At 46.4% G+C, this 24,375-nt stretch carries 15 protein-coding genes; 7 read left to right on the top strand and 8 right to left on the bottom strand.

Annotation, left to right across the window (positions count from 1 at the left end; all coding sequences use genetic code 11):
- Positions 1-4: 4 nt before the first annotated feature.
- Positions 5-1,384 carry an FAD-dependent oxidoreductase gene (locus AC5ZC7_RS07945; RefSeq protein ID WP_496163014.1) on the bottom strand — a complete coding sequence of 460 codons (1,380 nt, stop codon included), beginning with the start codon at positions 1,382-1,384 and terminating at the stop codon, positions 5-7.
- Between the two features lie 221 nt (positions 1,385-1,605).
- On the opposite strand from AC5ZC7_RS07945, the gene dusB reads away from it, so the two are divergent.
- Positions 1,606-2,643, top strand: a complete 1,038-nt coding sequence (gene dusB, locus AC5ZC7_RS07950; RefSeq protein WP_496163013.1) for a tRNA dihydrouridine synthase DusB — start codon at positions 1,606-1,608, stop codon at positions 2,641-2,643.
- 97 nt (positions 2,644-2,740) lie between these two features.
- On the top strand, positions 2,741-3,313 hold the full coding sequence (locus tag AC5ZC7_RS07955; RefSeq protein WP_496163012.1) for a nuclear transport factor 2 family protein: 573 nt from the start codon (positions 2,741-2,743) through the stop codon (positions 3,311-3,313).
- Between the two features lie 79 nt (positions 3,314-3,392).
- Here AC5ZC7_RS07955 and fusA read toward each other — a convergent pair whose 3' ends face one another.
- On the bottom strand, positions 3,393-5,468 hold the full coding sequence (fusA, locus tag AC5ZC7_RS07960) for an elongation factor G (protein ID WP_496163011.1): 2,076 nt from the start codon (positions 5,466-5,468) through the stop codon (positions 3,393-3,395).
- 654 nt (positions 5,469-6,122) lie between these two features.
- Between fusA and AC5ZC7_RS07965 the strand changes: the two genes are divergently transcribed.
- Entirely contained in the window at positions 6,123-6,956 is an 834-nt protein-coding gene (locus AC5ZC7_RS07965; protein ID WP_496163010.1) for an aldo/keto reductase, read from the top strand.
- Positions 6,957-7,003: 47 nt separating this feature from the next.
- Here the strand turns inward: AC5ZC7_RS07965 and AC5ZC7_RS07970 are convergent, their stop codons facing one another.
- Positions 7,004-8,119, bottom strand: a complete 1,116-nt coding sequence (locus tag AC5ZC7_RS07970; protein ID WP_496163009.1) for an aminotransferase class V-fold PLP-dependent enzyme — start codon at positions 8,117-8,119, stop codon at positions 7,004-7,006.
- Between the two features lie 146 nt (positions 8,120-8,265).
- Here AC5ZC7_RS07970 and AC5ZC7_RS07975 point away from each other — a divergent pair, with 146 nt between their 5' ends.
- The gene (locus AC5ZC7_RS07975; RefSeq protein ID WP_496163008.1) at positions 8,266-10,428 is read left to right on the top strand and encodes a glycoside hydrolase family 3 N-terminal domain-containing protein; all 2,163 of its coding nucleotides are present in this window, start codon (positions 8,266-8,268) and stop codon (positions 10,426-10,428) included.
- A 59-nt stretch (positions 10,429-10,487) separates the two neighbouring features.
- Here AC5ZC7_RS07975 and AC5ZC7_RS07980 read toward each other — a convergent pair whose 3' ends face one another.
- From AC5ZC7_RS07980 to AC5ZC7_RS07995, 4 genes are all read right to left on the bottom strand, one after another.
- Positions 10,488-11,720, bottom strand: coding sequence for a cation:proton antiporter domain-containing protein (locus AC5ZC7_RS07980; protein ID WP_496163007.1), 1,233 nt, complete (start codon positions 11,718-11,720; stop codon positions 10,488-10,490).
- A gap of 119 nt (positions 11,721-11,839) precedes the next feature.
- The gene (locus tag AC5ZC7_RS07985) at positions 11,840-12,184 is read right to left on the bottom strand and encodes a TfoX/Sxy family protein (protein WP_496163006.1); all 345 of its coding nucleotides are present in this window, start codon (positions 12,182-12,184) and stop codon (positions 11,840-11,842) included.
- Between the two features lie 157 nt (positions 12,185-12,341).
- Positions 12,342-13,580 carry a Bcr/CflA family efflux MFS transporter gene (locus AC5ZC7_RS07990; RefSeq protein ID WP_496163005.1) on the bottom strand — a complete coding sequence of 413 codons (1,239 nt, stop codon included), beginning with the start codon at positions 13,578-13,580 and terminating at the stop codon, positions 12,342-12,344.
- 99 nt (positions 13,581-13,679) lie between these two features.
- Positions 13,680-16,529, bottom strand: coding sequence for a triple tyrosine motif-containing protein (locus AC5ZC7_RS07995; RefSeq protein WP_496163004.1), 2,850 nt, complete (start codon positions 16,527-16,529; stop codon positions 13,680-13,682).
- A 178-nt stretch (positions 16,530-16,707) separates the two neighbouring features.
- On the opposite strand from AC5ZC7_RS07995, the gene AC5ZC7_RS08000 reads away from it, so the two are divergent.
- The 3 genes from AC5ZC7_RS08000 to AC5ZC7_RS08010 all read left to right on the top strand — a co-directional run bounded on the left by AC5ZC7_RS08000 (position 16,708) and on the right by AC5ZC7_RS08010 (position 23,661).
- On the top strand, positions 16,708-18,447 hold the full coding sequence (locus AC5ZC7_RS08000; protein ID WP_496163003.1) for a cellulase family glycosylhydrolase: 1,740 nt from the start codon (positions 16,708-16,710) through the stop codon (positions 18,445-18,447).
- 267 nt (positions 18,448-18,714) lie between these two features.
- A complete protein-coding gene (locus AC5ZC7_RS08005; protein WP_496163002.1) occupies positions 18,715-19,926 on the top strand; it encodes a family 16 glycosylhydrolase in 1,212 nt (403 codons plus the stop codon).
- A gap of 123 nt (positions 19,927-20,049) precedes the next feature.
- Positions 20,050-23,661, top strand: coding sequence for a T9SS type B sorting domain-containing protein (locus AC5ZC7_RS08010; protein WP_496163000.1), 3,612 nt, complete (start codon positions 20,050-20,052; stop codon positions 23,659-23,661).
- Here the strand turns inward: AC5ZC7_RS08010 and AC5ZC7_RS08015 are convergent, their stop codons facing one another.
- On the bottom strand, positions 23,662-24,333 hold the full coding sequence (locus AC5ZC7_RS08015; protein WP_496162999.1) for an MgtC/SapB family protein: 672 nt from the start codon (positions 24,331-24,333) through the stop codon (positions 23,662-23,664). It abuts the gene before it with no gap.
- Positions 24,334-24,375: the final 42 nt, after the last annotated feature.

Here is a 24,375-nt window from a genome sequence, read left to right on the forward strand (position 1 = left end):
AAGCCTATTTTTCCAGGGTCATAAAGAGGTTATTCAACGATTCTGCATACAAGGGATGCGCAAACACCATTTCACGTAGTTGCGTAGCCGTAATGCCACCCAACATGGCCATTTGCAGCAAGGACATAATTTCTCCGCCCTCTGTTCCAATCACGGCGGCGCCCAGGATTGCGTCGGTCTCCGGATGCACCAGTGCTTTCAGGAAGCCTCTTGTTTGCCCGGTTTCAATAGCTCTTGCTACTTTATCCATGGAGAGGCTGGCAATTTTTATGGGAATGCCTGCTTTCATCGCTTCTTTTTCGGTGATGCCTATACGACCCAGTTGCGGATCGGTAAACATGCAATAAGGTACTTGTCGTGATTTGACGGAAAAGGTACCATTTTCAAACAGATTTTTGTAAATAATAAGATGATCGTTATAAGAAATATGTGTGAAAGCAGGGCCTCCTTTTACATCGCCCATTGCGTAAATGCCTGGCGCTGTTGTTTCCAGCCGATCATTTACCTGGATATAACCTTTTTCATCGGTGAGTATTTGCGTGTGTTGTAATTGTAATGCAGCGGTTTGTGGGGTACGGCCGGTAGCTACCAGCAGATGTGTGCCTGTGAGTGTTTCCCGGTTGGTGCCGGTAACAATATCTACCCGGATGTTTTTACCTGTTTGCGTGATGCGTTCAGCCTGGGTGCCGGTATAGATTTGCAGCCCTTCGGATTCCAGCATTTTTTTGATGACAGCGGCAACATCGGGATCTTCTTTGGATACCAGCTGCGGCGATGTTTCAATGATAGTAACGGTGCTGCCTAAACGCTGATACAGTTGCCCCATTTCCAGCGCAATGTAACTACCTCCCAATATTATCAGCGAGCGGGGAATCACCACTTCATCGAGAATAGTGGTAGAGGTGAGGTAAGGGATGTCTGATAACCCCGGAATAGGTGGAATATGCGGTGTAGTGCCGGTATTGAGGAAGATGTGATCTGCGGTGAGGAATTGTTCTTCGTTGTTATCCATGGTTACTTTCAGGGTTTTATGGTCCGTGAAAGTAGCGGTACCGTGGAAAAAGGTCACTCCTTTTGTATGTAACCCTTTGGCGGTTGATTCGCGAAACTCTGCCACGATATTATTTTTTCGGGCTACAATAAACGGGAGGTCTACGGTGAGGCCGTGGCTATGTACGCCCCATAGCTTGCTGTGAAAAACGGTATGCGCTACTTTTGCGCAGGCAATCATGGCTTTGGTGGGGGTACAGCCGTCGTTGATACAGGTACCGCCCGGGTAGCGTTGTTCCACCATTGCAGTTTTCCAGCCTTTTGCTGCCATTTTTTTTGCCAGTGGGTTACCACCCTGACCGGATCCAATGACAATTGCATCAAATTTTTGCATATGGAGTGTTTTAAGGAGCGGAGGCCAAAGATTATACCAATGGAAAGTAGGCAAAATTTGGGAATTACGAATAGCTTTTAGCCGTTAGCATTTAGCTGTTAGCAAAATGCAGCAAAGATCAACAAATGGTAATTTTCGCTACATTTTGCTAACAGCTAAATGCTAATGGCTAAAAGCTATATAATGCTTATCTTTGCGCCTGCTGCGAAAAATTATTGATTTTGGTAAAGATTGACAACATAACGCTCCCCGATTTTCCTTTGCTGCTGGCTCCTATGGAGGATGTCAGTGATCCCCCGTTCCGGGCGGTGTGCAAGGATGCCGGTGCTGACCTGATGTATACGGAATTTATTTCCAGTGAGGGATTGATTCGGGACGCCATCAAGTGCAGAAGGAAACTGGATATTTTCGAATATGAGCGTCCGGTGGGTATACAGATTTTTGGCGGAGATGAGGATAGCCTGGCGATGGCCGCTAAAATCGTAGATGTCACCAATCCTGACTTGTTGGATATCAATTTCGGGTGCCCGGTGAAGAAGGTAGCCGGAAGAGGCGCTGGTGCAGGTGTGTTGAAAGACCTGGACCTGATGGTGCGTTTAACCGCCGCCTGTGTAAAGGCCACCAAGCTGCCGGTAACAGTAAAAACAAGACTGGGCTGGGATGAAGATTCCAAGAATATTGAAGAAGTAGCAGAACGTTTGCAGGATGTGGGTATTAAAGCACTGGCTATTCATGGCCGTACCCGCTGCCAGATGTACAAAGGGCAGGCCGACTGGGACCTGATCGGAAAAGTAAAGAATAACCCCCGTATACATATTCCCATTTTTGGTAATGGCGATATTAACAGTCCGCAGAAAGCACTGGAATACAAGAATCGTTATGGTGTAGACGGCATTATGATTGGTCGTGCCGTAATTGGTTATCCATGGCTGTTCCGCGAAATCAAACACTACGTAAAAACAGGTGAGTTGATGGCAGGGCCAACCCTGGAAGAACGTATTGCCGTGAGTAAAAAGCACCTGCGTTTATCGGTAGAATGGAAAGGACCGGTGCAGGGTATTAATGAAATGCGTGGCTGCTATGCTAATTACCTGAAAGGATTGCCGGATATCAAGCAATTCAGGAGCCGCCTGGTTACCCTGAAAACGGTGGAAGAAGTAGAAGCCGTGCTGGACGAAATTGAAGTGTACTACAAAGGCATTGAGCTGGCGGATACACCTATCGAACTCATTGACTACCACCAGAATTGTCCTTTATAAGGATTTCCCATCTATTATACTTTTTTATAGGAAGATTTTTTTATGATATGACAAAACTTATTATTCATTTGTTTTGTTATATCATAAAACGTTCCTGATGTTCAGATATTCCCTTATTGCCATCGCGCTGGTTTGTAGTTTAACCAGCCTCTTTTCCTGTAATTCATCTCCCAAAGAAAAACCCGTAACTGCCAATCCGGCTGTTGTGCCGGAGGAGCTTGAAAACAAGGATGTATCATTTAAAGAGCAACGCCAAATTGAAAAAGTGGTACTCGGATTTTGCGAGCATTTCGATAATGGCAACCTGGATAAATGTGTAGAATTTATGGACGACAGTATCCGGGGAGAAATAGATGGGGTGAAGCTGCGGGGGAAGAAGAACTGGACGGCCAAAATTGATTCTTTGGTGATGAGTACCCGCAATACGCATTTTCAGCCCCGGCACATGATTACGAATATGCAGTTTTTTCGCGGTGAAAATGATACTGTAAAAGTAAGTATGTACAGCTCCTGTTTATGGACGGATTTAACCACCGGGCAGATACAGCTGATGTCTGTAGGTTATTATAAAGGGAAGGCTATACGGAAAGACGGTAAATGGTTAATAGCGGTGCTGAATTCATTGCCCGACAGCCGTTTGGTGAAGGCGTTTTATCATGATACGGAGTAAGGGCTGTTATTAAAGTGTGCATGGTTTTTTCGCAATAAAAGAAATGGTGAAGGATTTAATTCCTTCACCATTTTCATTTTTATTTCACCAGTAAGCCATTGCTGATGTTTTCAGGTACGGTTTGGTAGTCCTCAAACGTAAGCGAGGCGGATGCCCTGCCGGAAGAGAGTGTACGCAGTGCCGTTATATACCCGAATAATTCAGACAGCGGCACCTTGGCGGTAATCGTTTGCAACTGTGCTTCCATATCGATGTGTTTAATCACCCCGCGGCGCCTGTTCAGGTCACCGGTAATGGCGCCGGTATATTCTTCCGGCATGGTTACCACCACTTTCATCCAGGGTTCCAGCAGGCGGGGAGCCGCCTGTTTGGCAATTTTCTTAAACCCGATGATGGCCACCTGTTCAAAGTCCGGTGCATGGGAGTCGGTATCATGGATTTTTCCGTCCAGTAATCTCACCCGCATTGATTTCAACGGGTATCCCGCCAGGGCGCCGTTGAACATAGCCGATTCAAATCCTTTGCTGATGGAAGGAATGAACTCTTTTGGTATGGCGCCACCTTTGATTTCGTTGATGAATTCCAGTCCGGGTGTATCATCCACTTTTGGCGACAATTCAAAGGCTATTTCCGCAAAATTACCGGAGCCACCATTTTGTTTTCTATACGTTTCGCGGTGGGTAACGGCTTTCGTGAATATTTCCTTATACGCAATCTGCGGCTTGCCTTTGTTGACTTCCAGGTGGTATTGTGACGCCAGTTTTTCCAGCACCACTTCCAGGTGGAGTTCGCCCATTCCTTTCAGGATCGTTTGCCCGGTGGCGTTATCTACCGCCACGCTGAGCGTAGGATCTTCATCCAGCAGGCGGGCCAGCGCTTCACCGAGTTTGTCGTTGTCTTTCGCCGATTTAGCTTCAATCGCATATCCAACCATGGGTTCGGGGAAGCTGATGGGCGATAATAGTACCGGGTGATCCGGATGTGAAAGGGAGTCCCCTGTTTTCACATCTTTTAGTCCTACTACGGCGCCAATGTCGCCGGCGCCAATTTCTTCCACGCTTTCAAATTTGTCCGACATGATACGCATTAAGCGGCTGATCCTGACTTTGCGTTGGGTGCGACTGTTCCATAGCGTATCACCAGCGCGCAGGATGCCCGCATATACGCGTACTAACGTTAACTTACCTACGTAATCATCCGTGATGATTTTGAAGGCCAGGGCTGCCAGTGGAGATGTTTCACTCGCTGGTATCAGCACGGGTTCATCATTATCCGGGTTGACGGCTTTTATGGTAGCAATGTCCGATGGTGCGGGCAGGTACAATGCTACTGCATCCAGCAGTGGTTGTATGCCTTTATTTTTATAGGCTGCACCGGCCAGTACGGGTACGGCTTCCATACGGAGCGTGGCGCCGCGAAGCGCGGCGTAAAGGTCCTCCGCCGTAATGCTTCCTGGTGCATCGGTATATTTATTCAACAGCGACTCATCCAGCAGGGATAATTCTTCCAGCAGCTCCTGCCGGGCTGCGGTGGCAGCGGGCAGTAATATTTCGGGAATGTCTACGGTGTTGAATGTTTTACCGTCGGCGGTATCCCATATCATTGCTTTCCAGTTAATGAGGTCAATGACGCCGCTGAAATCATCTTCTGCACCAATCGGTATTTGCACGGGTAAGGCATTTGCGTTTAGTCGTTCCCGTATTTCATTGACGACCCTGCGGAAGTCGGCGCCCTGCCGGTCCATTTTGTTGATGAACGCAATGCGGGGAATGTTATAGTGATTGGCCTGATGCCATACTGTTTCCGACTGTGGTTGCACACCTGAGCGGGCACAGAATACAGCAATGGCGCTGTCGAGCACGCGCAGGGAACGTTCTACTTCCGCCGTGAAATCCACGTGGCCCGGGGTATCAATAATATTAATCTGCCAGGTATTATCCTGGTGTTTCCAGTAAGTGGTAATTGCAGCAGATGAAATAGTGATACCTCTTTTTTCTTCCTGCGGATCGCTGTCCATAACGGTATTGCCTTCGTCTACATTACCCAGTTTATGCGTAAAGCCGGTGAAGTAAAGCATGCGTTCGGTGAGCGTTGTTTTACCTGCGTCAACGTGAGCCATGATACCTATATTTCTAAAATCTGCTAAGCGTTTCATATAATTTGCTGTTTAAAAAGGGAATTAAAAAAGCCTCTCATCTGGTAATGAGAGGCTTTTGCAAACATGCAACAGGAGGCCCTGCATTACCGGTAGAACCGTGTAACTAACAATGCTTTAATAATAAATTTCCTGTTGTAGTTGCTCATTACTTATAATTAATTTTTTCTTGAAAATTGAGGTGTGGGGGAAGCAAATAAAAAAGGCCTCTTCGGATGAAGAGGCCTCTTGAAAAGATTTCAGGAGTTATATATTAACCTCTCATATCCGGGATGGATTTGCCTCCCCGTCTTGAATTAAGACAATACAAGTACTTGCAATTACCGCTCTGATAACGGTAGCTGTGTGCCTGGTTGTCTGATATGTGAGTGTACGTTTCATGTTTTTGAAATTGCTCCGCAAAGATACTTTAATTATATGAAAAAAACTAATTCGTACGCAATGATACAAAGGACGGTCCGTTATCACCTCGTTTTTTTTCACGTCTTTTTACAAAAAAATCCTTCTTATTTACAGGTGTAACGGAGGAGATGGGATGTACCTTTGCGCTTTAACATTTACCCGTGTTATTTTATAACATGATATGAACAAATACGGATGCGCCGTGTTTCATCATGATCGGACTATATTTTTAATCACCATAAAACTTCCCAGATGAATATTACAGACCTTAAGGGCACCGTGTCGCTCGCAAATGGCGTACAGATGCCTTATTTTGGATTAGGCGTTTTCAAAACGAAAGATGGACAGGAAGTAATAGACTCCGTTACTTATGCGCTGGATGCAGGCTATCGTCATATCGATACCGCTGCCATTTACGGTAATGAAGAAGGCGTAGGTATCGCGATTGAGAAGAATGCTACTGACCGTAAGGATATTTTCCTGACTACCAAGGTATGGAATGCCGACCAGGGATATGACAGCACTTTAAAAGCGTTTGATACTTCGCTGGCCAAATTGAAAACAGATTACCTGGATCTTTACCTGGTGCACTGGCCGGTGAAAGGAAAGTACAAAGAAACCTGGCGGGCGTTGGAGCAGTTATATGCTGACGGACGTGTGAAAGCGATTGGCGTCAGCAACTTTTTGCAGCATCACCTGGAAGATTTGTTCCAGGCAGCTAAAGTGATACCGATGGTAGATCAGCTGGAGTTTCATCCTCACCTGGTACAGCAGTCATTGCTGGACTTTTGCCAGCAGCACAAGGTACAATACGAAGCCTGGAGCCCATTAATGCAGGGTAAAGCTTTTGAAGTGCCGTTGTTGAAAGAGCTGGCCGCCAAATACAACGTATCTGTGGCTCAGCTGGTGCTACGCTGGGATCTGCAGAAAGGCGTGGTCACTATTCCTAAAAGTATCCGCAAGGAACGGGTTATTTCCAATGCCGATATTTTCCATTTCAATATCAGTGAAGAAGATGTGCAGCGTATTTCCGCGTTGGATCGTGGAGAACGTGTAGGGCCGGATCCGGATCATTTTGATTTTTAATAGTGACAGTTCCAGGCTGCTTTACCAGCCTGGAACTATCTTTCTTTTCAGGAAATTGCCGCAAACAGGCGGTTAATGTCTTCCTTGTTATTATAGAAATTAAGCGCTACGGTTAACCGGTTATTTTTATACCTCGCCATAATATTTGCCTGTTGTACTTTAGCATACTGCTCTGGTGTAATCTCCAGTAATTGAATGGCAGAGCGGTTTTCCGGTGCATAATCAGATAATAATTTGATATGATGAGCTTTGGCCTGCTGCCCCAGGTAGTCAACCAGTTCATCTATGTAAGCCGATATATCGGCAATGCCTATACGTTGTAGGTATTGCAGCGCATAGCCCAGCAACAGGATGTTGATGAAAGGAGGGGTACCGGTTTCAAATACCAGTGCATTTTTCTTTGGTGTAAATTTCGTGTAGTCCTGCACAAGATCGAAATCAGGCCGTTCATAGTCTACGCTATACCAGCTTAACGCCGCTGGCGGGTATTTCTCTATAAGTTGTTTTGATACATACATAGCACCGCTGCCATAGCCTGCTGTTACCCATTTATAGCCGTGGAAAATCAATACATCGATATTGCACTCCTGTACATCGATCTCATTCACGCCAAATGATTGGGTGGCGTCTACGATGTGTATGAGCTGATGTTTTTTGCATAATGCCCCTATTTCTTTCAACTGCTGGCGGAAACCTGTTCTGAACATTACATGACTGGTGATCAGTATTTTGGTAGCCGGTGTAATTTTTTGTGAGATGGCTTCCAGGGAAATGTTACCGTTATCATCGCTATTGACCAGGTGTACCGGGTGGCCGTGGTGTAGCCATCCAACAAAGCTGGTGGGAAAATCATTCTGCATGCTGATGATTTCGTAATGTTTTGGAAACATGCCCTGGAGTAAGGTCATGGCATGTGCGGTGTTGGACACGAATGCGATGTCATCGGCTTCGGCCCGGATCATGTTAGCGATCAGTTGTCGCACTTCCGTTACCTGGTTATTCCAGCCCGGCATCACCATACGGCCTTTTTCGCTCAATTCGGTGAGCAGGGTATGGGCGTACTGTACAAAAGGTTTGCTGACAGGGCCACCGCCGTTGGTGAACAGGTAAACGCTTTTCTCATTTACCGGATAGTCTGCCCTGATTATTTCCCATTTATTCATATCATTGAGTTATACTATTTTATTAAATCCTATACTATATTAAGCAAATTAAATCAGTGAGCCGTCGGGCAGGAATGATTATCTTTTTTATGTGATAAATTGCAGCCGGGTTGGTTATATTTCATTACTATTTCAAGGTTTTTAGCATGAGGAGAAAACAGCTTTTCACTTTTTGTTCAATTGTACTACTGACAGTTATTAAAGCGGTTGCCCAGCAGCAGCCGGTTTTCAGAAATCCGGCTGCGCCGGTGAATGAGCGGGTCAATGACCTGTTGCATACGCTGACGCTGGCGGAAAAGATTTCACTGCTGGGATATAATAGTCCGGCTATACCGCGACTGCAACTGCCGGCCTATAACTGGTGGAATGAAGCGCTACATGGTATTGCCAGGGGAGGGGAAGCTACCGTATACCCGCAGGCCATAGGGCTTTCCGCTACTTTTAATGCCGCGCTGGCAAAGGAAGTGGCCAATACCATTTCTACGGAGGCCCGCGCCAAGTATAACCTGGCGGTACAGCAGCACCGGCATGTACAATATATGGGGTTAAATTTCTGGACCCCTAACATCAATATTTTCCGTGATCCCCGCTGGGGGCGTGGGCAGGAAACCTATGGAGAAGATCCTTTCCTGACCGCTACCATGGCCGGTGCTTTTGTCAAAGGCTTGCAGGGGGAAGTGCCGGGGGCGCTGAAAACCGCCGCCTGCGCTAAACACTTTGCGGTACACAGCGGTCCGGAAGCGGGACGTCATAGTTTTAATGCGATTATAGATGAGAAAGATTTGAGAGAAACTTATCTCTATGCTTTTAAAAAGCTGGTAGATGGGAAAGTATCTTCAATTATGTGTGCCTACAACCGGGTTAACAGTGAACCCTGTTGTACAGGTAATACCCTGTTGCAGGATATCCTGCGGCATGAGTGGAAGTTTGGCGGGCAGGTAGTTACAGATTGCTGGGCGCTGGATGATATCTGGTTAAGGCATAAAGCCATTCCTACCCGGGAAGAGGTAGCGGCAGCGGCTATCAAAGCAGGTGTAAACCTTGACTGCGCCAATATTTTACAGGATGATGTGATGAATGCCATTAAAAACGGCCGGCTCACGCAGGCCGACGTAGACAGCGCGCTGAGCGCCAGTTTGCGCACGCAGTTGCAGCTGGGATTGTATAATGCTCCTGGAGAAAGTCCTTACAGCCGCTATGGCATTGACAGCGTGAATAATGCTTACCATGCCGGCCTGGCCCGGGAAGCCGCCCGGGAAAGTATGGTATTGCTCAAGAATGATGGTGTATTGCCACTGCAGCCCGACAAATATGCGTCTATGCTGGTAACAGGGTCCAATTCGGCCTCCCTGGAGGCGCTGATGGGCAATTACCATGGTGTATCCGGCGATATGGTGACTTTTGCGGCCGGATTGGCAAAAGCTGCTGGTCCGGGTATGGCCATGCAATATGACCAGGGATGTGATTTTACGGATACCTTGCATTTTGGCGGTATCTGGGCTTCGGAAAACTGCGATGTAACGGTGGCCGTTATCGGTTTAACCCCTTTACTGGAAGGAGAGGAAGGTGATGCCTTTTTATCTGCCTCTGGTGGCGACAAGCAAACGCTCAGTTTGCCCCGCTCGCAGATCCTGTTTATGCAGAAGCTGCGTGCAGCGCATAAGAAACCTATTATTGCGGTGATTACATCCGGAAGTGCGGTAGACGTGTCTGCCATTGCACCGTATGCTGATGCCGTTATTTTGGCCTGGTATCCGGGTGAACAGGGAGGAAATGCCCTGGCGGATATCATCTTCGGAAAATATTCGCCCGCAGGGCGACTACCAGTCACCTTTTATCATTCCCTGAACGACCTGCCTGACTACCAGGACTACAGCATGAAAAACCGCACTTACCGCTATTTCAAAGGTAATGCAGCCTACCCGTTTGGCTACGGACTTAGCTATACGAAATTTGACTATGCCTGGGCAGCTATGCCTGCAAAGAAGTATAATAACCGTGATACTATTCGTGTATCCGTATCCGTAAAAAATAACGGCGCCTGTGATGGAGATGAAGTAGTACAGGCTTATATCACCTATCCTAAGATGGACAGGATGCCCATAAAGGAATTGAAGGCATTTAAACGGGTGCATGTAAAGCAGGGCGGCCAGGAAACAGTACAATTGGAGATACCGGTAGCGGAACTACAGAAATGGGATTTAACGCGACATGTATGGGAGATATATAAAGGCAACTATCAAATTAATATAGGCAAGAGTTCAGCGGAATTTGTGCTGACACAGACATTTAGTTTAACAGGCAACTAATAGTTGTTGAGAAGAGGTTGTTTTACCCGGTTGATCCCGGATAAGACAACCTTCTTCATTTATACCATGCGGTCTACTACTTTTTTCAGTGTGAGTCCCTGTATGATGATAGAGAACAATACCACGAAATAGCTGGCGGAAAGGATAATTTCTTTGTAGGGAGATTCCGGTAATGACATCGCCAGGGCCACCGAAATACCCCCGCGTAATCCCGCCCACACCAGGATAGAGATGCTTTTATAGTTAATGTCCAGGCTACGTTTTAACAGTATAGCCGGTAGCGTGATACTCAGTGCACGGGCAATCAGCACAAATAAGGCTGCCAGCAGGCCGGTGAACCAGTAATTTTTTAAGAATGGCATGATGACAATCTGCAGGCCTATCATCACAAACAGGATGGTGTTCAGCAATTCATCTATCAGGCTCCAAACATTATGAAAATAGTGTTGCATATTTTCCGACTGTTTGGTACCGAGAGAAGTATTTCCCAATATGAGTCCAGCTGATACGGCCGCCAGCGGAATAGATACGTGTAACATGGCCCCCAGCACGGAAATTACCATCACCATGGATAAAGATACCATTACGATAATCTGGAAATCATCTACCCGTTTCATGGTGCGGTAAGCGACGATGGCTGAAATTACGCCCAATAAAATACCACCGAATACTTCCTGTGAAAACAGTGCTGCCGCATGAGATAAAGATACATGGGTATCTGCCTGTCCGGCTACTTCTTTGAGGATCACAAACAAGAGGATACCGGTACCATCATTCAGTAAGGATTCTCCACCAATAATGGTTTCCAGCGCAGGAGGGACCTTTGATTTTTTCAGGATAGACAGCACCGCTACCGGATCGGTAGGTGAAATCAAGGCGCCAAAGAGCAGGCAATATACCAGGGGAATATCAATGTGCATCAGCGTTGTAGCCCAATACAGCAGGAATCCGAAAATGAAGGTAGAACCTATTACACCTACCGTACTGAGTACCAGTACGGGATATCGTTGTTCTTTCAGTTTATTGAAATCGAAATGCAAGGCGCTGGCAAAGAGGAGGAAGCCTAACATAATATCCAACAGGGTACCGGTGAAATCGATGCCGTTGGTAAGGTCTTTAATGAAGGTAAATGCGCCGGGAAATATTTTACCTGTTAACAGAATGAGTACGGACAACAGGAGTGAAACCACGATCACGCCTATAGTTCCGGGTAATTTAATGAAGCGGTTATTGATGTAGGAAATTAACGCGCTAATGGTGACTAAAGCCGTTATGAGTGCAAAAGTGTTCATAAGCAAATCGAATAATGCCAGTTAAAAAATCAGGTTCCTAATGATGCTACAGTTTTTTCCGGAGGGCTTTAAAGATAGAAAAAAATGTGGCAAATGATTATCTGACTGGGCGCTTCGGTTTACTTTTTCTTCGAAGACTTCGCATCTGCATTAAAATTTAATGCCATTTTAATCCAGGGCTGTAATTGTTTTTTTGTTTGTAGGGCTTCTTCCTGGATATAAATATATCCTTTCATTACTTTACCGCCGTGTATCATTTGTGCTACACCGGGCGTATCCGCAGCAATCGCGTCGGCCTTGTCTGGATCGATCCTGATCATTATCCTGTCGAGGCGGGTACAGACGCACATTTTATCGTTGACCATGAAACATAGTCCACCGAACATTTTCTTTTCTTCTATTTCGCTGGTAGATTCCGCGAGGAGTTCACGAATGCGGTCGGCCAGTTTTTCATTGTAGGGCATATGTATTGTTTTTTGGGAGATATTAAAGATACAATTTCCCCTCAATTGCCGTACCGTATTTCCAGTGTTTCCCGCAGGTGTGCGAGGGCTTCGTATACGTTATCGTGTTGTAATAGGACAACAGCAAGAATCTTCATAAAATAAAAAGGACACGCTTTTAATGGGCTATGGCAGCACCGGCAGTACTGGCGGTAACCGCTGTTTTAATATTTCTGCTGCAAATTACTAAAATCAAAAACGCGACTAAGGAGGATCCAAACATCGTGACTGCCATCGGCGTAGCCGTATGCGTGTTATACAAGCTCACTACCGTAGAGGCCAGGGAGCCTATACCCATCTGTATAGCGCCCATCAATGATGAAGCGCTGCCGGCATTTTTTGTGAAAGGCGCCAGTGATAAAGCAGCCGTATTCGGATTGATAAAACCAAGGCAGCAAAGGAAGGCAAACAACAATACAATGATACCTGCCAGTGATAACCAGTTGTTCCAGGCACATATCACGAAAATAAGACCGGTAATGGTTTGTGCTACCAATGCCACTGGTACTATTTGCTGACTGGTAAAGCGTTTTAGTAAAATACTATTGACCTGGCTGGAGCCGATGAGGCCAATCGATAAAAAGGCAAAAATCCAGCCGTAGGCTTTGTCACTCAGTTGGTAAATATCCATGAATACCTGTGGTGAGGCAGATACGTAAGCAAACAAGCCGGAGAAGGAGATGGCGCCTGCAAAGCAATAGGTGTAGAATTGCGGCTCGCCGATTACCTGCAGGAAATTATTGATAATCGGTTTGGGCTTGAGCGACATGGACGTGTCGGGTTTGTAGCTTTCCGGTAGCCATAAAATGGTGGCCAGGAGGATCAACGCACCCATCACACCCAATACGAGGAAAACTGCGTGCCAACTGAAAGCGCTGGTCACATAACTTCCTACCGTAGGCGCAATCATCGGTGATGTACCAACTACCAGCATCAACAGGGCAAATACTTTTGCGTTTTCATTCACCGGAAACAGGTCACGTACCATGGCTACAGACGCTACTGCCGCTGCACAGCTGCCGATAGCCTGCACAAAACGAAGTAGGATCAGGCTGTTAAGAGAGGATGCATAGATGCACCCAATAGAGGAAAGTACATAGAGTAGCAATCCTATATATAAAGGTTTCTTTCTGCCGAAACGGTCCAGCAGCGGGCCATACAGCAACTGCCCCGCAGAAATACCCACGAAGAAACTGGAAAGAGACAGGGCTACCCTTGCAGGGTCAACCCCTAATTCCTTTCCTATAGCCGGAAAGCCGGGCAAGTACATGTCAATGGAAAATGGTCCTAATGCAGTAAGTGTACCTAATATTAAAATGAGCGAAATATATTTCGATCTGGAGTGTTCGTTGGCCAAGGTAAATATCTCTTTAAAAAATGCCCCGCAAAAATAAACAGAAAATGCGAGGACGACCGGCTGCAATTGTCTGCTTCCTGTCAATATCCTGTTATGTTTTTATGATGCCTTGACGTTAATCAGAAAATCATACAATGGGATATCACCGGTAATGTTTAATTTTTTGCGAAGCCGGTACCGGCTGGTTTCCACGCCCCGTACGGATATGCCCATTGATTGTGCAATTTCTTTGGTGGTGAGATTTAAGCGTAAGTATGCACATAATTTGAGATCTGTAGTACTCAGCTCAGGAAATAATTGTTTCAGCGTGCGTAAAAAGTTGTCGTGCACATCGTCAAAGTGTTGTGAAAATTGCGCCCAGTCTTCCTCATTATTTTCTGCTTCTTCAAACAGTCGCAATACTTTTTTAAAAGCCGGCAGTGTGGTGGTATCATTTATTTTTTTGATGCTTTCTTCCAATTCTTCACGGATATTAGATAGTAATTTACCTTTCTGTACCTGGTGCATGGCGGCAGTGGCCAGTTCTTTATTTTTGTGATGTACATCTGCTTCCAGCTTTTCATTTCGCAGTTGAATCAGTTGTTTTTCGTTTCTTTCCAGTTCCAGTTGGTGTTGAAAGATCAGGTGCTCCTGTTCCTGTTCGTGTTTTGCTTTTTGCGCGGCGAATTTCTTTTTCTGCCTGTAAGCCAGGAAGCCGATGAATCCCAATAACGCTAGGACATAGCAAACCCACGCTGCATACGTTTGATACCAGGCGGGTAGAATGGTAAAGTTATAGGTGGCCGCTGGGGAAATGTTGCCCAGGTTATCTTTTGCTTTCACCAGGAAGGTGTATTGACCATAAGGAAGATTGGTATATTCTTTCTCTGTTTTGCTGGTCCACTCACCGGGCTCTTTGTCGAACCCCGACAGTTGATAACTGTAGGTGATATTATTTCCCTGTTCGGCTGCCGGAGCAGTATATTCAAAATGAAAGCTATTGTAAGTATGTGGCAATGCTGCTTCCTGTACCGGCCGCGCTGCATAGCCACCGAAAAGTAAGGTGTCTTTTTTACCAATGGCCTTTATTTGCCCCAGGAGTACGGATAGTTGGCCACTATGACTATTGTATTTTTTGTAATTGAGTTGATAAATGCCTTTATCGCCGGCGAAGAAAATATTTTCATTGTTGTAAGGATAGATGAATGGAAACCCGCTGGTAATTTTTCCCTCCAGTTCCGGAAACCACGTAACCTTGTTGCGTGCTGCATTGATGACTCCTGTTTTTTTCTCTGATACCAGCCAGATGTTTCCACTGCTGTCTGCGGTAAGGTATTGTACGAGACGGTTTTTTAACAAGGGGTACAGGGAGGGAGAAGGAATGAAATGTTTAGTGTTATCATCATATTCATAGATTCCCTGTGCAGTACCGGCTACTATTTTATCCCCGATACGAAATACATAGTTGTTATTGTCTGTTGGAAGCCCATCCTTTTGAGTAAAGAGCTGGGTATGCAAGGTGGTATCATTTTGAAGTGTGAGCTGGAATACGCCTCGGTAAGGATGGGAAGACCATATCCTGTTTTTATTGTCCAGTGCCAGGAAGCGCAGCGTTTCAGATAAACCGTTAATATGCCTGACTTGCGGAGTGGGATGGAATTGGATAGTGGACAAGCCATTATAAGTACCTACAATGATGTTATTGCCCATGGGCAGGTATAGCCAGCAGCCCAGGTCTTTCAGGATGGGGGTGGCTTTATTATCCGTAATCTCAAAAGTGCCATCCTGGTGCGCCATGAGCAGTCGCTGATCAATAGCGGAGAGATGCCATACCTGTCCTTTGGTGTTGGCTACGGACTGAAAACCGCCTTTGGAAAAGCTGATATCGGCGGCGCTATCTAATGCGCTACTGTACAAGCCATCAGAGGTACCTATATATAGCCGGTGGTTAAATACCTGCGCCGCATAAGTGGTGACCGCATTGTGTTTGTCGGGTAAGATTTGTTTGATGGCGGTATTGTAGCGGATTTGGTCGATGCCATTGTCCAGGGCCAGCCAGATATTTTGTTGGGGATCGCTGAATAACTTGAGGACGTTATTATTTTGCAGTCCTTCTTCCATACTGAATTGCTGGATCACTTTTCCATTGGTGCCATTTATAATGAAGCCTCCTTTCGAAAAGGTACCGATGGCCAGTTGATCCCGGGGCATGATAATGGCGCAGTAGATGCGGCTGGTGCGGAATATATCGTCGGCCGCCGTGTGGAAGGGGATTAGTTGCTGGTGACTGATTTTAAAAAGGCCATTTTTCTGCGTAGCAATCAGCAGGGTATCTTCTTTTTCCTGCAGGATAGCCGTTATCATAAATTGTTGCCCGCTGGTTTGCGGACATACGCTTTGCCATTTACCATTTACTAATTTAACGAGTCCCTGTTGATGGTCCTGTGCATACAGTCCATAGGGCGTGCTGGTCATGATTTTCCATTCCCAGGGGGCGTTATATACCTGTATCTGCTGGTCACGCCATTCAAAGATTTTACCATTGCATCTGAAATATACGCCGTTGTTGTATAAAGCGATATTCCAGATGTCTGCAAATTGTGTTTGACCAGCGGGGATATTTTTTTTGAGAGATGTATAGGTGAGGATACCATTTTTATCCGGATAAAAGTAGCCGAATTCATCTTGTGCGCCCACATATATATGTCCATCGGGTGATATTTTTACGGCGCGAACACAGGTGTTGTTGGGCATATGGTACAGGTGCCAGTAAGTGCCGTTATAGGTGATCAGTCCTTCGTTATTGGCAAAGTACAGGATGCCCCGGCTGTCCATATCTATATCCCAGGTTTGTCCGTTGCCCTGGTACTGTGCTTTGCTGTAGTTAATAACAGGCGGCAAACCAATGGTGTTTTGTGCACAGAGCAGGTGAACATGGAATATACAGGCCAGTAACAGGAAGTACCTCATCTAAAGTGTTTTACTAAAAGTATCATTTTTTGTTGAAGTAGGGTAGTAGTAGGGGTGGGTTATTCATAATCAATGGATTAATTGATTCTGAAGTAGAGATGACGTAGCTGGAAAAGTTAATTTTTCCGTTTTAATATAGATCTTGGAATCCTCATTATTTTCTCAAACGACCTTATTTATGCTGCTGAAATTCCACGGACTGACACTCATTTTTTTATTGGTATGTATAGGTCATACTAACGGGCAGGGCTACCTGAAAACGAAAGGAACCATTATTGTTAACGAACGGAATGAAAAAGTTATCCTGCGGGGTATGGGATTGGGAGGCTGGATGTTGCAGGAAGGATACATGTTCCGGCTGGGCAACATCGGACAACAATATAAGATCCGGGCAAAAATCCAGGAGCTGGTGGGACCTGAAAAAACACAAGTCTTCTATGACGAATGGCTGAACAGTCATACTACTAAAGGAGATATTGACTCCCTGGCAGCCTGGGGATTTAACTCCGTTCGGCTGCCCATGCACTTTAACCTATATACGTTACCGGTAGCCGAGGAGCCTGTAGCCGGGCAAAATACCTGGCTGGAGAAAGGATTCGCCTTAACGGATAGTTTGCTGCAGTGGTGTAAAGCCAATCACCTGTACCTGATATTGGATTTGCATGCTACCCCCGGAGGGCAGGGGAACGATTTGCCTATTTCCGACAGACACCCGGAACAACCATCTCTCTGGGAAAGTGAAGCCAACCGTAATAAAACCATTGCGCTGTGGAGGAAGCTGGCGGAACGTTATGCCAACGAACCCTGGATTGGCGGATACGATATTATTAATGAGCCGAACTGGGGATTTGAAGACACGGTTGCAGATACCCGTGGTATCAAAGAAACAAAGAACATCCCGTTGAAGCAGTTGATGCAGGATATCACCAAAGCTATCCGGGAGGTAGACAAAAATCATATCATCATTATAGAAGGGAATGGCTTTGGCAATAACTACAATGGCATACTGCCTGCCTGGGATGATAATATAGTGCTGAGCTTTCATAAGTATGGCAACTTCACAGATGTAACTACCATCCGGCATTTCCTGGATCTGCGGGAGAAGTATCAACTGCCGCTTTGGTTGGGTGAGTCAGGTGAAAATTCCAATAACTGGTATACCCATACCATCGGGATGGTAGAAGGACAGGATATTGGCTGGGCATGGTGGCAGTTGAAGAAGATGGGAAATAATCAACCACTGGAAATACCGATGCCGGCGGGCTATTCCGCCATCCTGGATTACTGGAGTGGCAAAGGGCCTGCCCCCGCAGCAGATGTGGCATGGAAAACGTTGCAGGAATTGGTGCATAATACCCGTATTGACCATAACATTTATCACAGAGATGTAACAGATGCGATGTTCAGACAGGTACATTCCGCAGCTGCGATTCCTTTTAAGGAGCACCTGGTAAAAGATAAAGCCGTTATCCGGGCGGTAGATTATGATTTAGGGAGAAATTTATCTGCTTATGCCGATATGGATACAGCCAGTTATCATTATACTCCGGGGGTAAATACCCAGGGTAACCGGGGATACAGCTATCGTAATGATGGGGTTGATATCCGGCAAGATGGAAATGACTTTGTGGTGTTTCATGTTGAAAATGGGGAATGGTTGCAGTATACCGTGAAGGTCACTGCAGCGGGCACTTATATGCTGCAGGTAAAGCTGGATGCAGATAATAGCAGCGGGCATTTTAGCATTATCAGCAATGGTAAGATGTTGGCCGCCGATATCCCCGTTCCGGCAGCCATAAAGGGCTGGCAAACAGTAACCATAAAAAATATTCAACTGGCCAAGGGTACCCATCAATTGCGTATCCGCTTTTCAGAAGGAGGAGGTCGTTTTAGTGGGATCACCTTTGTAAAGCAATAGCTAGTTTTAACTGCTGGATTTTGAAGATGTGAAAAGCAGGGCAGAAGGTTGTGTAACGCTACATTCATAGTTTTCCTGTCCTCTTTTTGCATCTCTCAAAATGTTTGTAATGACTGTCTGGTGAAGGTTTTTGCCCAGACGTACATTTGACGTAGCCCAAAATTTTGTTACCCACCCAACAAGCTGCAAATTTACGCCACTTGATAAAAATATTCCGCGTTGATCCATTAACCCGTATTTGTTCACCTTCATTTAATTGTAAATTCCATGAAAACAACCTTGTTAATCATTGGCGTAGGTGCTTGCCTGTTAGCCACTACCTCCTGTACGAAAGAGGCTAAGAAAACGACCTCCCCGGAACCCCTGAAAACCAAGTCTGCTGCGGCGGCGGTGCAGGCAGCAGCTACCGCTTACCAGTTGATCTGGTCAGATGAATTTGACGGCAGCAGCGTCAATACCTCCAAGTGGTCTTTCGAAACCGGCCCGGGTGTTAATAATGAAAAGCAATATTACCAGTCGGCCAATGCCTCCGTGAGCAACGGCAACCTGGTGATTACCGCCAAAAAGCAAAGTGTAAACGGCTGGGCGTATACCTCTGCCCGTATGAATACCGCCGGGCATTTTACTACAAAATATGGCCGCATTGAAGCACGTATTAAACTGGCTTCCGGTCAGGGATTATGGCCTGCCTTCTGGATGCTGGGCAACAATATAGGGTCAGTGGGCTGGCCCAAATGCGGAGAGATAGATATTATGGAGCAGGTAAATACCAGCAATACCATCTATGGCACTATTCACTGGGATGCTAACGGGCATGTTTCCTATGGGGGCAATACCAGTACCACCATTACAGACTACCACGTATATGCGGTAGAATGGGACGCCAGTGAAATCCGCTGGTATGTGGATGGGAACCAATATGCCACGGCCAATATCCTGAATAATATTAATAGCACGGAGGAGTTTCACAACGACTTTTTCATTATCCTGAATCTGGCTGTGGGTGGAGATTTTCCCGGCCAGACGATTGACGAAAGCAAGCTGCCCGCCAACATGTACGTGGATTATGTAAGGGTATACTCCATGACCAATAGTGGCGGTACTGCGCCGGTAGGCAGCACTATTACCCTGAAAGGGTTTAACAATGCATATGTGAGCGGAGAAAACGGTACGCAGCCTATGACCTGCAACAGGGCTACCGCGCAGGCCTGGGAGCAATTTGCGGTGGAAGATGCTGGTGCTGGTAAAGTGGCACTGAAAAGCCAGGGTAAGTATGTATCGTCCGAAAATGGTGTGAATCCCATTACGTGCAACCGTACCAGTGTGGGCGACTGGGAAAAATTTGACTGGATAGTGAATGCGGACGGTTCTATCTCTCTCAGGGGCAATAATGGCAAATATATATCGTGCGAGAACGGCACACAGGCCATGACCTGCAATCGCACTACTATTTCCGGTTGGGAAGCCTTCCGGTACTAAATTTTTAGGGTGATGGATCCGGGCTGGCTGTGTTTACAGCCGGCCCTTTTTTATGCCCACATAATAAGTTTATTGATTAGTAAAAATGAATATATATTTGCGCATCGTTAATATCTGTCGTCGATGCATTTGCCAGCTTTGAAAAACCTCTGCGTATCGCTATTGCTATGCCTTTTATTGCCTGCCGCCTTAAAAGCGCAGGAGGGAATGCCTGCTACTGTTCGCCCCTGTGGCGTAGATGCACTACAGGAGTTATGGCGGAAAGACGCGTCTTACCAGGCCCGGGAACGGGCTATCAATAACGCTATCTTACAAAAACAATATATCCGCATACCGGGAGCGCCTCAAAAAGCGCCCGGACTGGTGGTATTACCGGTTGTATTTCATATTATCAATGAGGACCCGGCAGCTTATACAGATGCCGAGATTGTGGCCGCCCTGAAGCTGTTAAACGACGCCTATGGCGCCACTGGCGCATTTACCGGGGCGCGTACTGATACTAAAATCCAGTTTTGCCTGGCTAAAACGGCCCCCGATGGCGGAAAAACCACCGGCATTGTACGTGTCCACTCTTATTTAACGGACTTCGACAATGAAATGGAAGGGGGCGACCTGACCGCCCTGGGCAGATGGGATCCTGCCCGTTACGTGAACATTTGGGTGGTAAAGGACATTAAGTCGGAGTATATGCAGAGCTTCTCCTGCGGTAAGTGGACCCGTCTGAAGATGGGCGGTTATGCCAGCGCAGGCGGCGATATTGTGGTAGCCGGCGTTAGTGTGGGTTTACTGGCACATGAAATGGGCCACTACCTGAGTCTCCTGCACACCTTCGGTAACCTGGATTGTAAAAATGATGATTGTTTGGTAGATGGAGATAAGGTGTGTGATACACCACCGGAAAAAACGATTACCGGTGGCTATGCCTGTAGTGTGCCCCAAAATTCCTGTAGTACAGATACGTTGTCCGGTTTCACAGTTGATGTACCAGACCTTCCTGATAATTTCATGGACTATGGACAGGGAACCGGCTGTATCTTGTCTTTTACCGCCGGCCAGGCAACGCGTATGCACGACTTTATTGACGTGGCTTTAACCGGGATGCTCACGAGTACCGTTTGCAATGAACCCTGTGCTGATAATATCAGCGCCAGTTTCACACGGGATAAGGACTACCCGGTAGTAGGAGATATAGTGACTTTTACCAGTACCAGCACCGGCGGAAATACTTACCAATGGCTGGTTGACGGCGTACCCAGTGGTAATAGCCCTACCATGCAGCTAACCGTTACGGCGAAGAAAAATTATGAAGTAATATTGCGTGTATCCAATACCGGTAGTACCTGCTTTGTGACGGCCAACGATATGGTATCTGTGAGTTGCGGCGTAGTAGCCCGGTTCTGGCCCAGCAAAAGAGTAATTGCTTCTAAAGATGGCATTGAACTGGACAGTGTTTATTTCAATAACCGTTCCCGCAATGCGACCAGCTGGAGCTGGCTGATGAGCAATGACAAAGGAATGGCAGAACAGGTAATTAGCACAGATGAACAACTGAAATACGTTTTTAAGATACCGGGCGTTTACCGGGTTCGTTTAGCCGCTACCGATGGTCACTGTTTTGATACCACGAATACCGTACAAATCAGGGTGGATGACCCTACTGCGGATGGCGCCGTGTATGTGACCAAGATAGAATGTTATCAGCAAACCAAAGTGAAGGTGAGCTTGTACTTCCACAACTTCGGTTATCAAACCATTCCTAAAAATACGCCGGTTACTTTTTATGATGGAGACCCACGGGTAGCAGGCACCCATAAACTGAGCACCTGGCCACTGCCCGAAGATATTACCGGAAAATGTTCTACCACGTTGTTGTCTGCTATTGTAGATGCCGGGCGTGCCAACCTGGATAGCCTGGGTGTAGTATTGAATGATGATGGCTCCTCTTTGCCACCTGCATTTACCAATACCACCGTAGTGGAAACAAATTATGGTAACAATATCAGCGTTAAACATGGCTTTAAATTTAAGGTAGCCTTAAATCCGGCAGATTATACCCTGACGCCGGAACAACAGGTAGTACTGCAACCTAAGGGCACCAATGGCACTATACAAAGCGGCAAGTGGACAGGGGATTACCTGAGTTGTACCAATTGTGTGGACGCCACATTCACCGCGCCTTACCGGAAAGATACCGTTACCACGGTACAGGTACTTGCTTATACCGATAATGCCTGTTTTGACAGCACTACCGCGAAACTGCATATTCCTGTAGTGGATGACTATACCGTGCAAATGAAAAATGTAGATTGTGCCAGCGGAAATAATTTACATGTTGATTTCTCCCTTTGTAATTTATATACCAAAGGAAATATCCCGGCACAGCTGGCGGTATCGTTTTACGACCGCTCACCCACAGATCCCGCAGCCGTATTGCTGGGTAAAGGGTTTACCACACCATTGCCCAGTACGGGTGTGTGCGCCGACTATGGCAGTTATATCAAACAAACCAATACCGGCGACGTATATGCTATTGTGAACCAGGATCGTACGGCGCATCCACCGGAAACAGGGTTGAACGAAGCCAATTTCAATAATAATACGCATCGCTGGCAGTACAAAGCGCCGCTGGTGTCTGTATTTCCACAGGATTCTGTGGTGATCCGGAAAGCGGCTTTCCCATTGTATTATAAAGTGGCCAATTTTACGCCCGCTGATATTTTATGGTCAAACGATGATGCCTATACGCTTAGTTGTTATGTATGTGCGGGGCCGCAGGCGAAGATGAAAGACAGTGCTTATGTAGGGGTGCAACTGACGAATAAATATGGCTGTGTGATAAAAGACAAACAGTATGTTCGCATATTCCCGCCTGACTTTACCATTGATCTGCAAAAAGCGGAATGTTATGATAACGGACATGTGCTGGTAAACTTTAAAATATGTACTGGTAATGGATACGACAGCATTCATGCTGCAGTACCCGTATCTTTTTATAATGGTGATCCCAGCAGTGAGCGCACATCCTTATTATCGCCGTTATTTTATACACCTGTTACGGCGGGTGTTTGCTATAATTTCACGACCGTGCTGACTGCGCCCAATAGTAATGCGATAACGGCGATTGTGAATCAGCAAAAGGATTTCGTGAAGGATGAAACGAATTATACCAACAACCAGTCGGATTTGGCGTATACGCCTTTTACGGTTAGTTTACGTCCTGCGTTGATAGAATTGCCCCGGCCTGCTGCGGTGAATCTGCATGCACTGGTAGACGGTGGTCCTGCCATTTCATATGCATGGACGCCGGCCAGTGGTTTGTCCTGCACTACCTGCGCATGGCCGGTGGCCAATACCACGTCTTCTATGCGTTATACCGTGATGGCCGCCAATCAGTATTATTGCACGGATACAGCTTCCGTATACATTAAAACGTCTACCGCTGCGGGCATTACTATGCCAAATGCGTTTACGCCTAACGGTGACGGACAGAATGATTGGTTTTATGTGATTGGTGGCTGGGACATCAAGCAGTTGAGGGATTTCAGCATTTATAACCGGGTAGGGAACAAGATATTTGAAGCGCATAATACACCAGCGAACGACAGAAGTTACGGCTGGGACGGCAATATCAAAGGGCAACCAGCGCCCATAGGTACTTATGTGTATATGGCTACGGTAGAGTTTATGGATGGCACTACCCAGTTGGTGAAAGGTGTGGTGACGCTGATCCGTTAATCAGTTATTCCAGATGACCTGTTTAACGCCTTCATCAGTTTGGATATCGGCGATCAGCTTGCCAACAATGGCTTTGTCGATGCTTTTGAAGCGAATGATAATATAGAACAGGCTATCAGCTTGTTCTATATTACAAGACATGATATTGAGGGCGGTGTTTTGAAAAAGTTTATCTACCACTTCCAGTGATTTGCTTCTTTCCTGTGTGATGATACGAATGGTTCGCTGTTCGAACCTGGAAGGAAATTTCCGCTCTATCGGTTGCAGTAACCAAAGGATGATGATGGCAATGGCAGTGGCGATGAATGCCGCTGCGTACATGCCGCCTCCTGTGGCCAGCCCGATGGCGGCTACTGTCCACAAACCCGCAGCGGTAGTAAGGCCCCGGATAACGCCTTCTTTCAAAAACAAAATAGTACCTGCGCCAATAAATCCAATACCACTGATCACCTGTGCTGCTACCCTGGATGGGTCCAGTACTATATTGGGCTTGCCTAACACATCTGCAAAGCCATAGGAAGAAACCATCATGGTAAGGGCGGCGCCCACTGCTACCATCATATGTGTTCTCAGGCCGGCAGCCCAGTCCTTGCGTTCTCTTTCCAGTCCTATTATGCCGCCGAAAATTGCCGCCAGCGCCAGGCGTTGTAATATTTCTGTCCAGGGTATCATACTACTAATTTACGCAATAATTGTGGCGCTATTATTTCAGTC

Source organism: Chitinophaga sp. 9-1-y, assembly GCF_059511905.2.

What these genes read in the sequence shown, in the direction of transcription:
- AC5ZC7_RS07970 (WP_496163009.1), bottom strand. Translation starts at nt 8,119, where the DNA reads ATGAATAAATGGGAAATAATCAGGGCAGACTATCCGGTAAATGAGAAA.
- fusA (WP_496163011.1), bottom strand. Translation starts at nt 5,468, where the DNA reads ATGAAACGCTTAGCAGATTTTAGAAATATAGGTATCATGGCTCACGTT.
- AC5ZC7_RS07945 (WP_496163014.1), bottom strand. Translation starts at nt 1,384, where the DNA reads ATGCAAAAATTTGATGCAATTGTCATTGGATCCGGTCAGGGTGGTAAC.
- AC5ZC7_RS08015 (WP_496162999.1), bottom strand. Translation starts at nt 24,333, where the DNA reads ATGATACCCTGGACAGAAATATTACAACGCCTGGCGCTGGCGGCAATT.
- AC5ZC7_RS08005 (WP_496163002.1), top strand. Translation starts at nt 18,715, where the DNA reads ATGAAAACAACCTTGTTAATCATTGGCGTAGGTGCTTGCCTGTTAGCC.
- AC5ZC7_RS07965 (WP_496163010.1), top strand. Translation starts at nt 6,123, where the DNA reads ATGAATATTACAGACCTTAAGGGCACCGTGTCGCTCGCAAATGGCGTA.
- AC5ZC7_RS08000 (WP_496163003.1), top strand. Translation starts at nt 16,708, where the DNA reads ATGCTGCTGAAATTCCACGGACTGACACTCATTTTTTTATTGGTATGT.
- AC5ZC7_RS07955 (WP_496163012.1), top strand. Translation starts at nt 2,741, where the DNA reads ATGTTCAGATATTCCCTTATTGCCATCGCGCTGGTTTGTAGTTTAACC.
- AC5ZC7_RS08010 (WP_496163000.1), top strand. Translation starts at nt 20,050, where the DNA reads ATGCATTTGCCAGCTTTGAAAAACCTCTGCGTATCGCTATTGCTATGC.
- AC5ZC7_RS07995 (WP_496163004.1), bottom strand. Translation starts at nt 16,529, where the DNA reads ATGAGGTACTTCCTGTTACTGGCCTGTATATTCCATGTTCACCTGCTC.
- AC5ZC7_RS07975 (WP_496163008.1), top strand. Translation starts at nt 8,266, where the DNA reads ATGAGGAGAAAACAGCTTTTCACTTTTTGTTCAATTGTACTACTGACA.
- AC5ZC7_RS07985 (WP_496163006.1), bottom strand. Translation starts at nt 12,184, where the DNA reads ATGCCCTACAATGAAAAACTGGCCGACCGCATTCGTGAACTCCTCGCG.
- AC5ZC7_RS07980 (WP_496163007.1), bottom strand. Translation starts at nt 11,720, where the DNA reads ATGAACACTTTTGCACTCATAACGGCTTTAGTCACCATTAGCGCGTTA.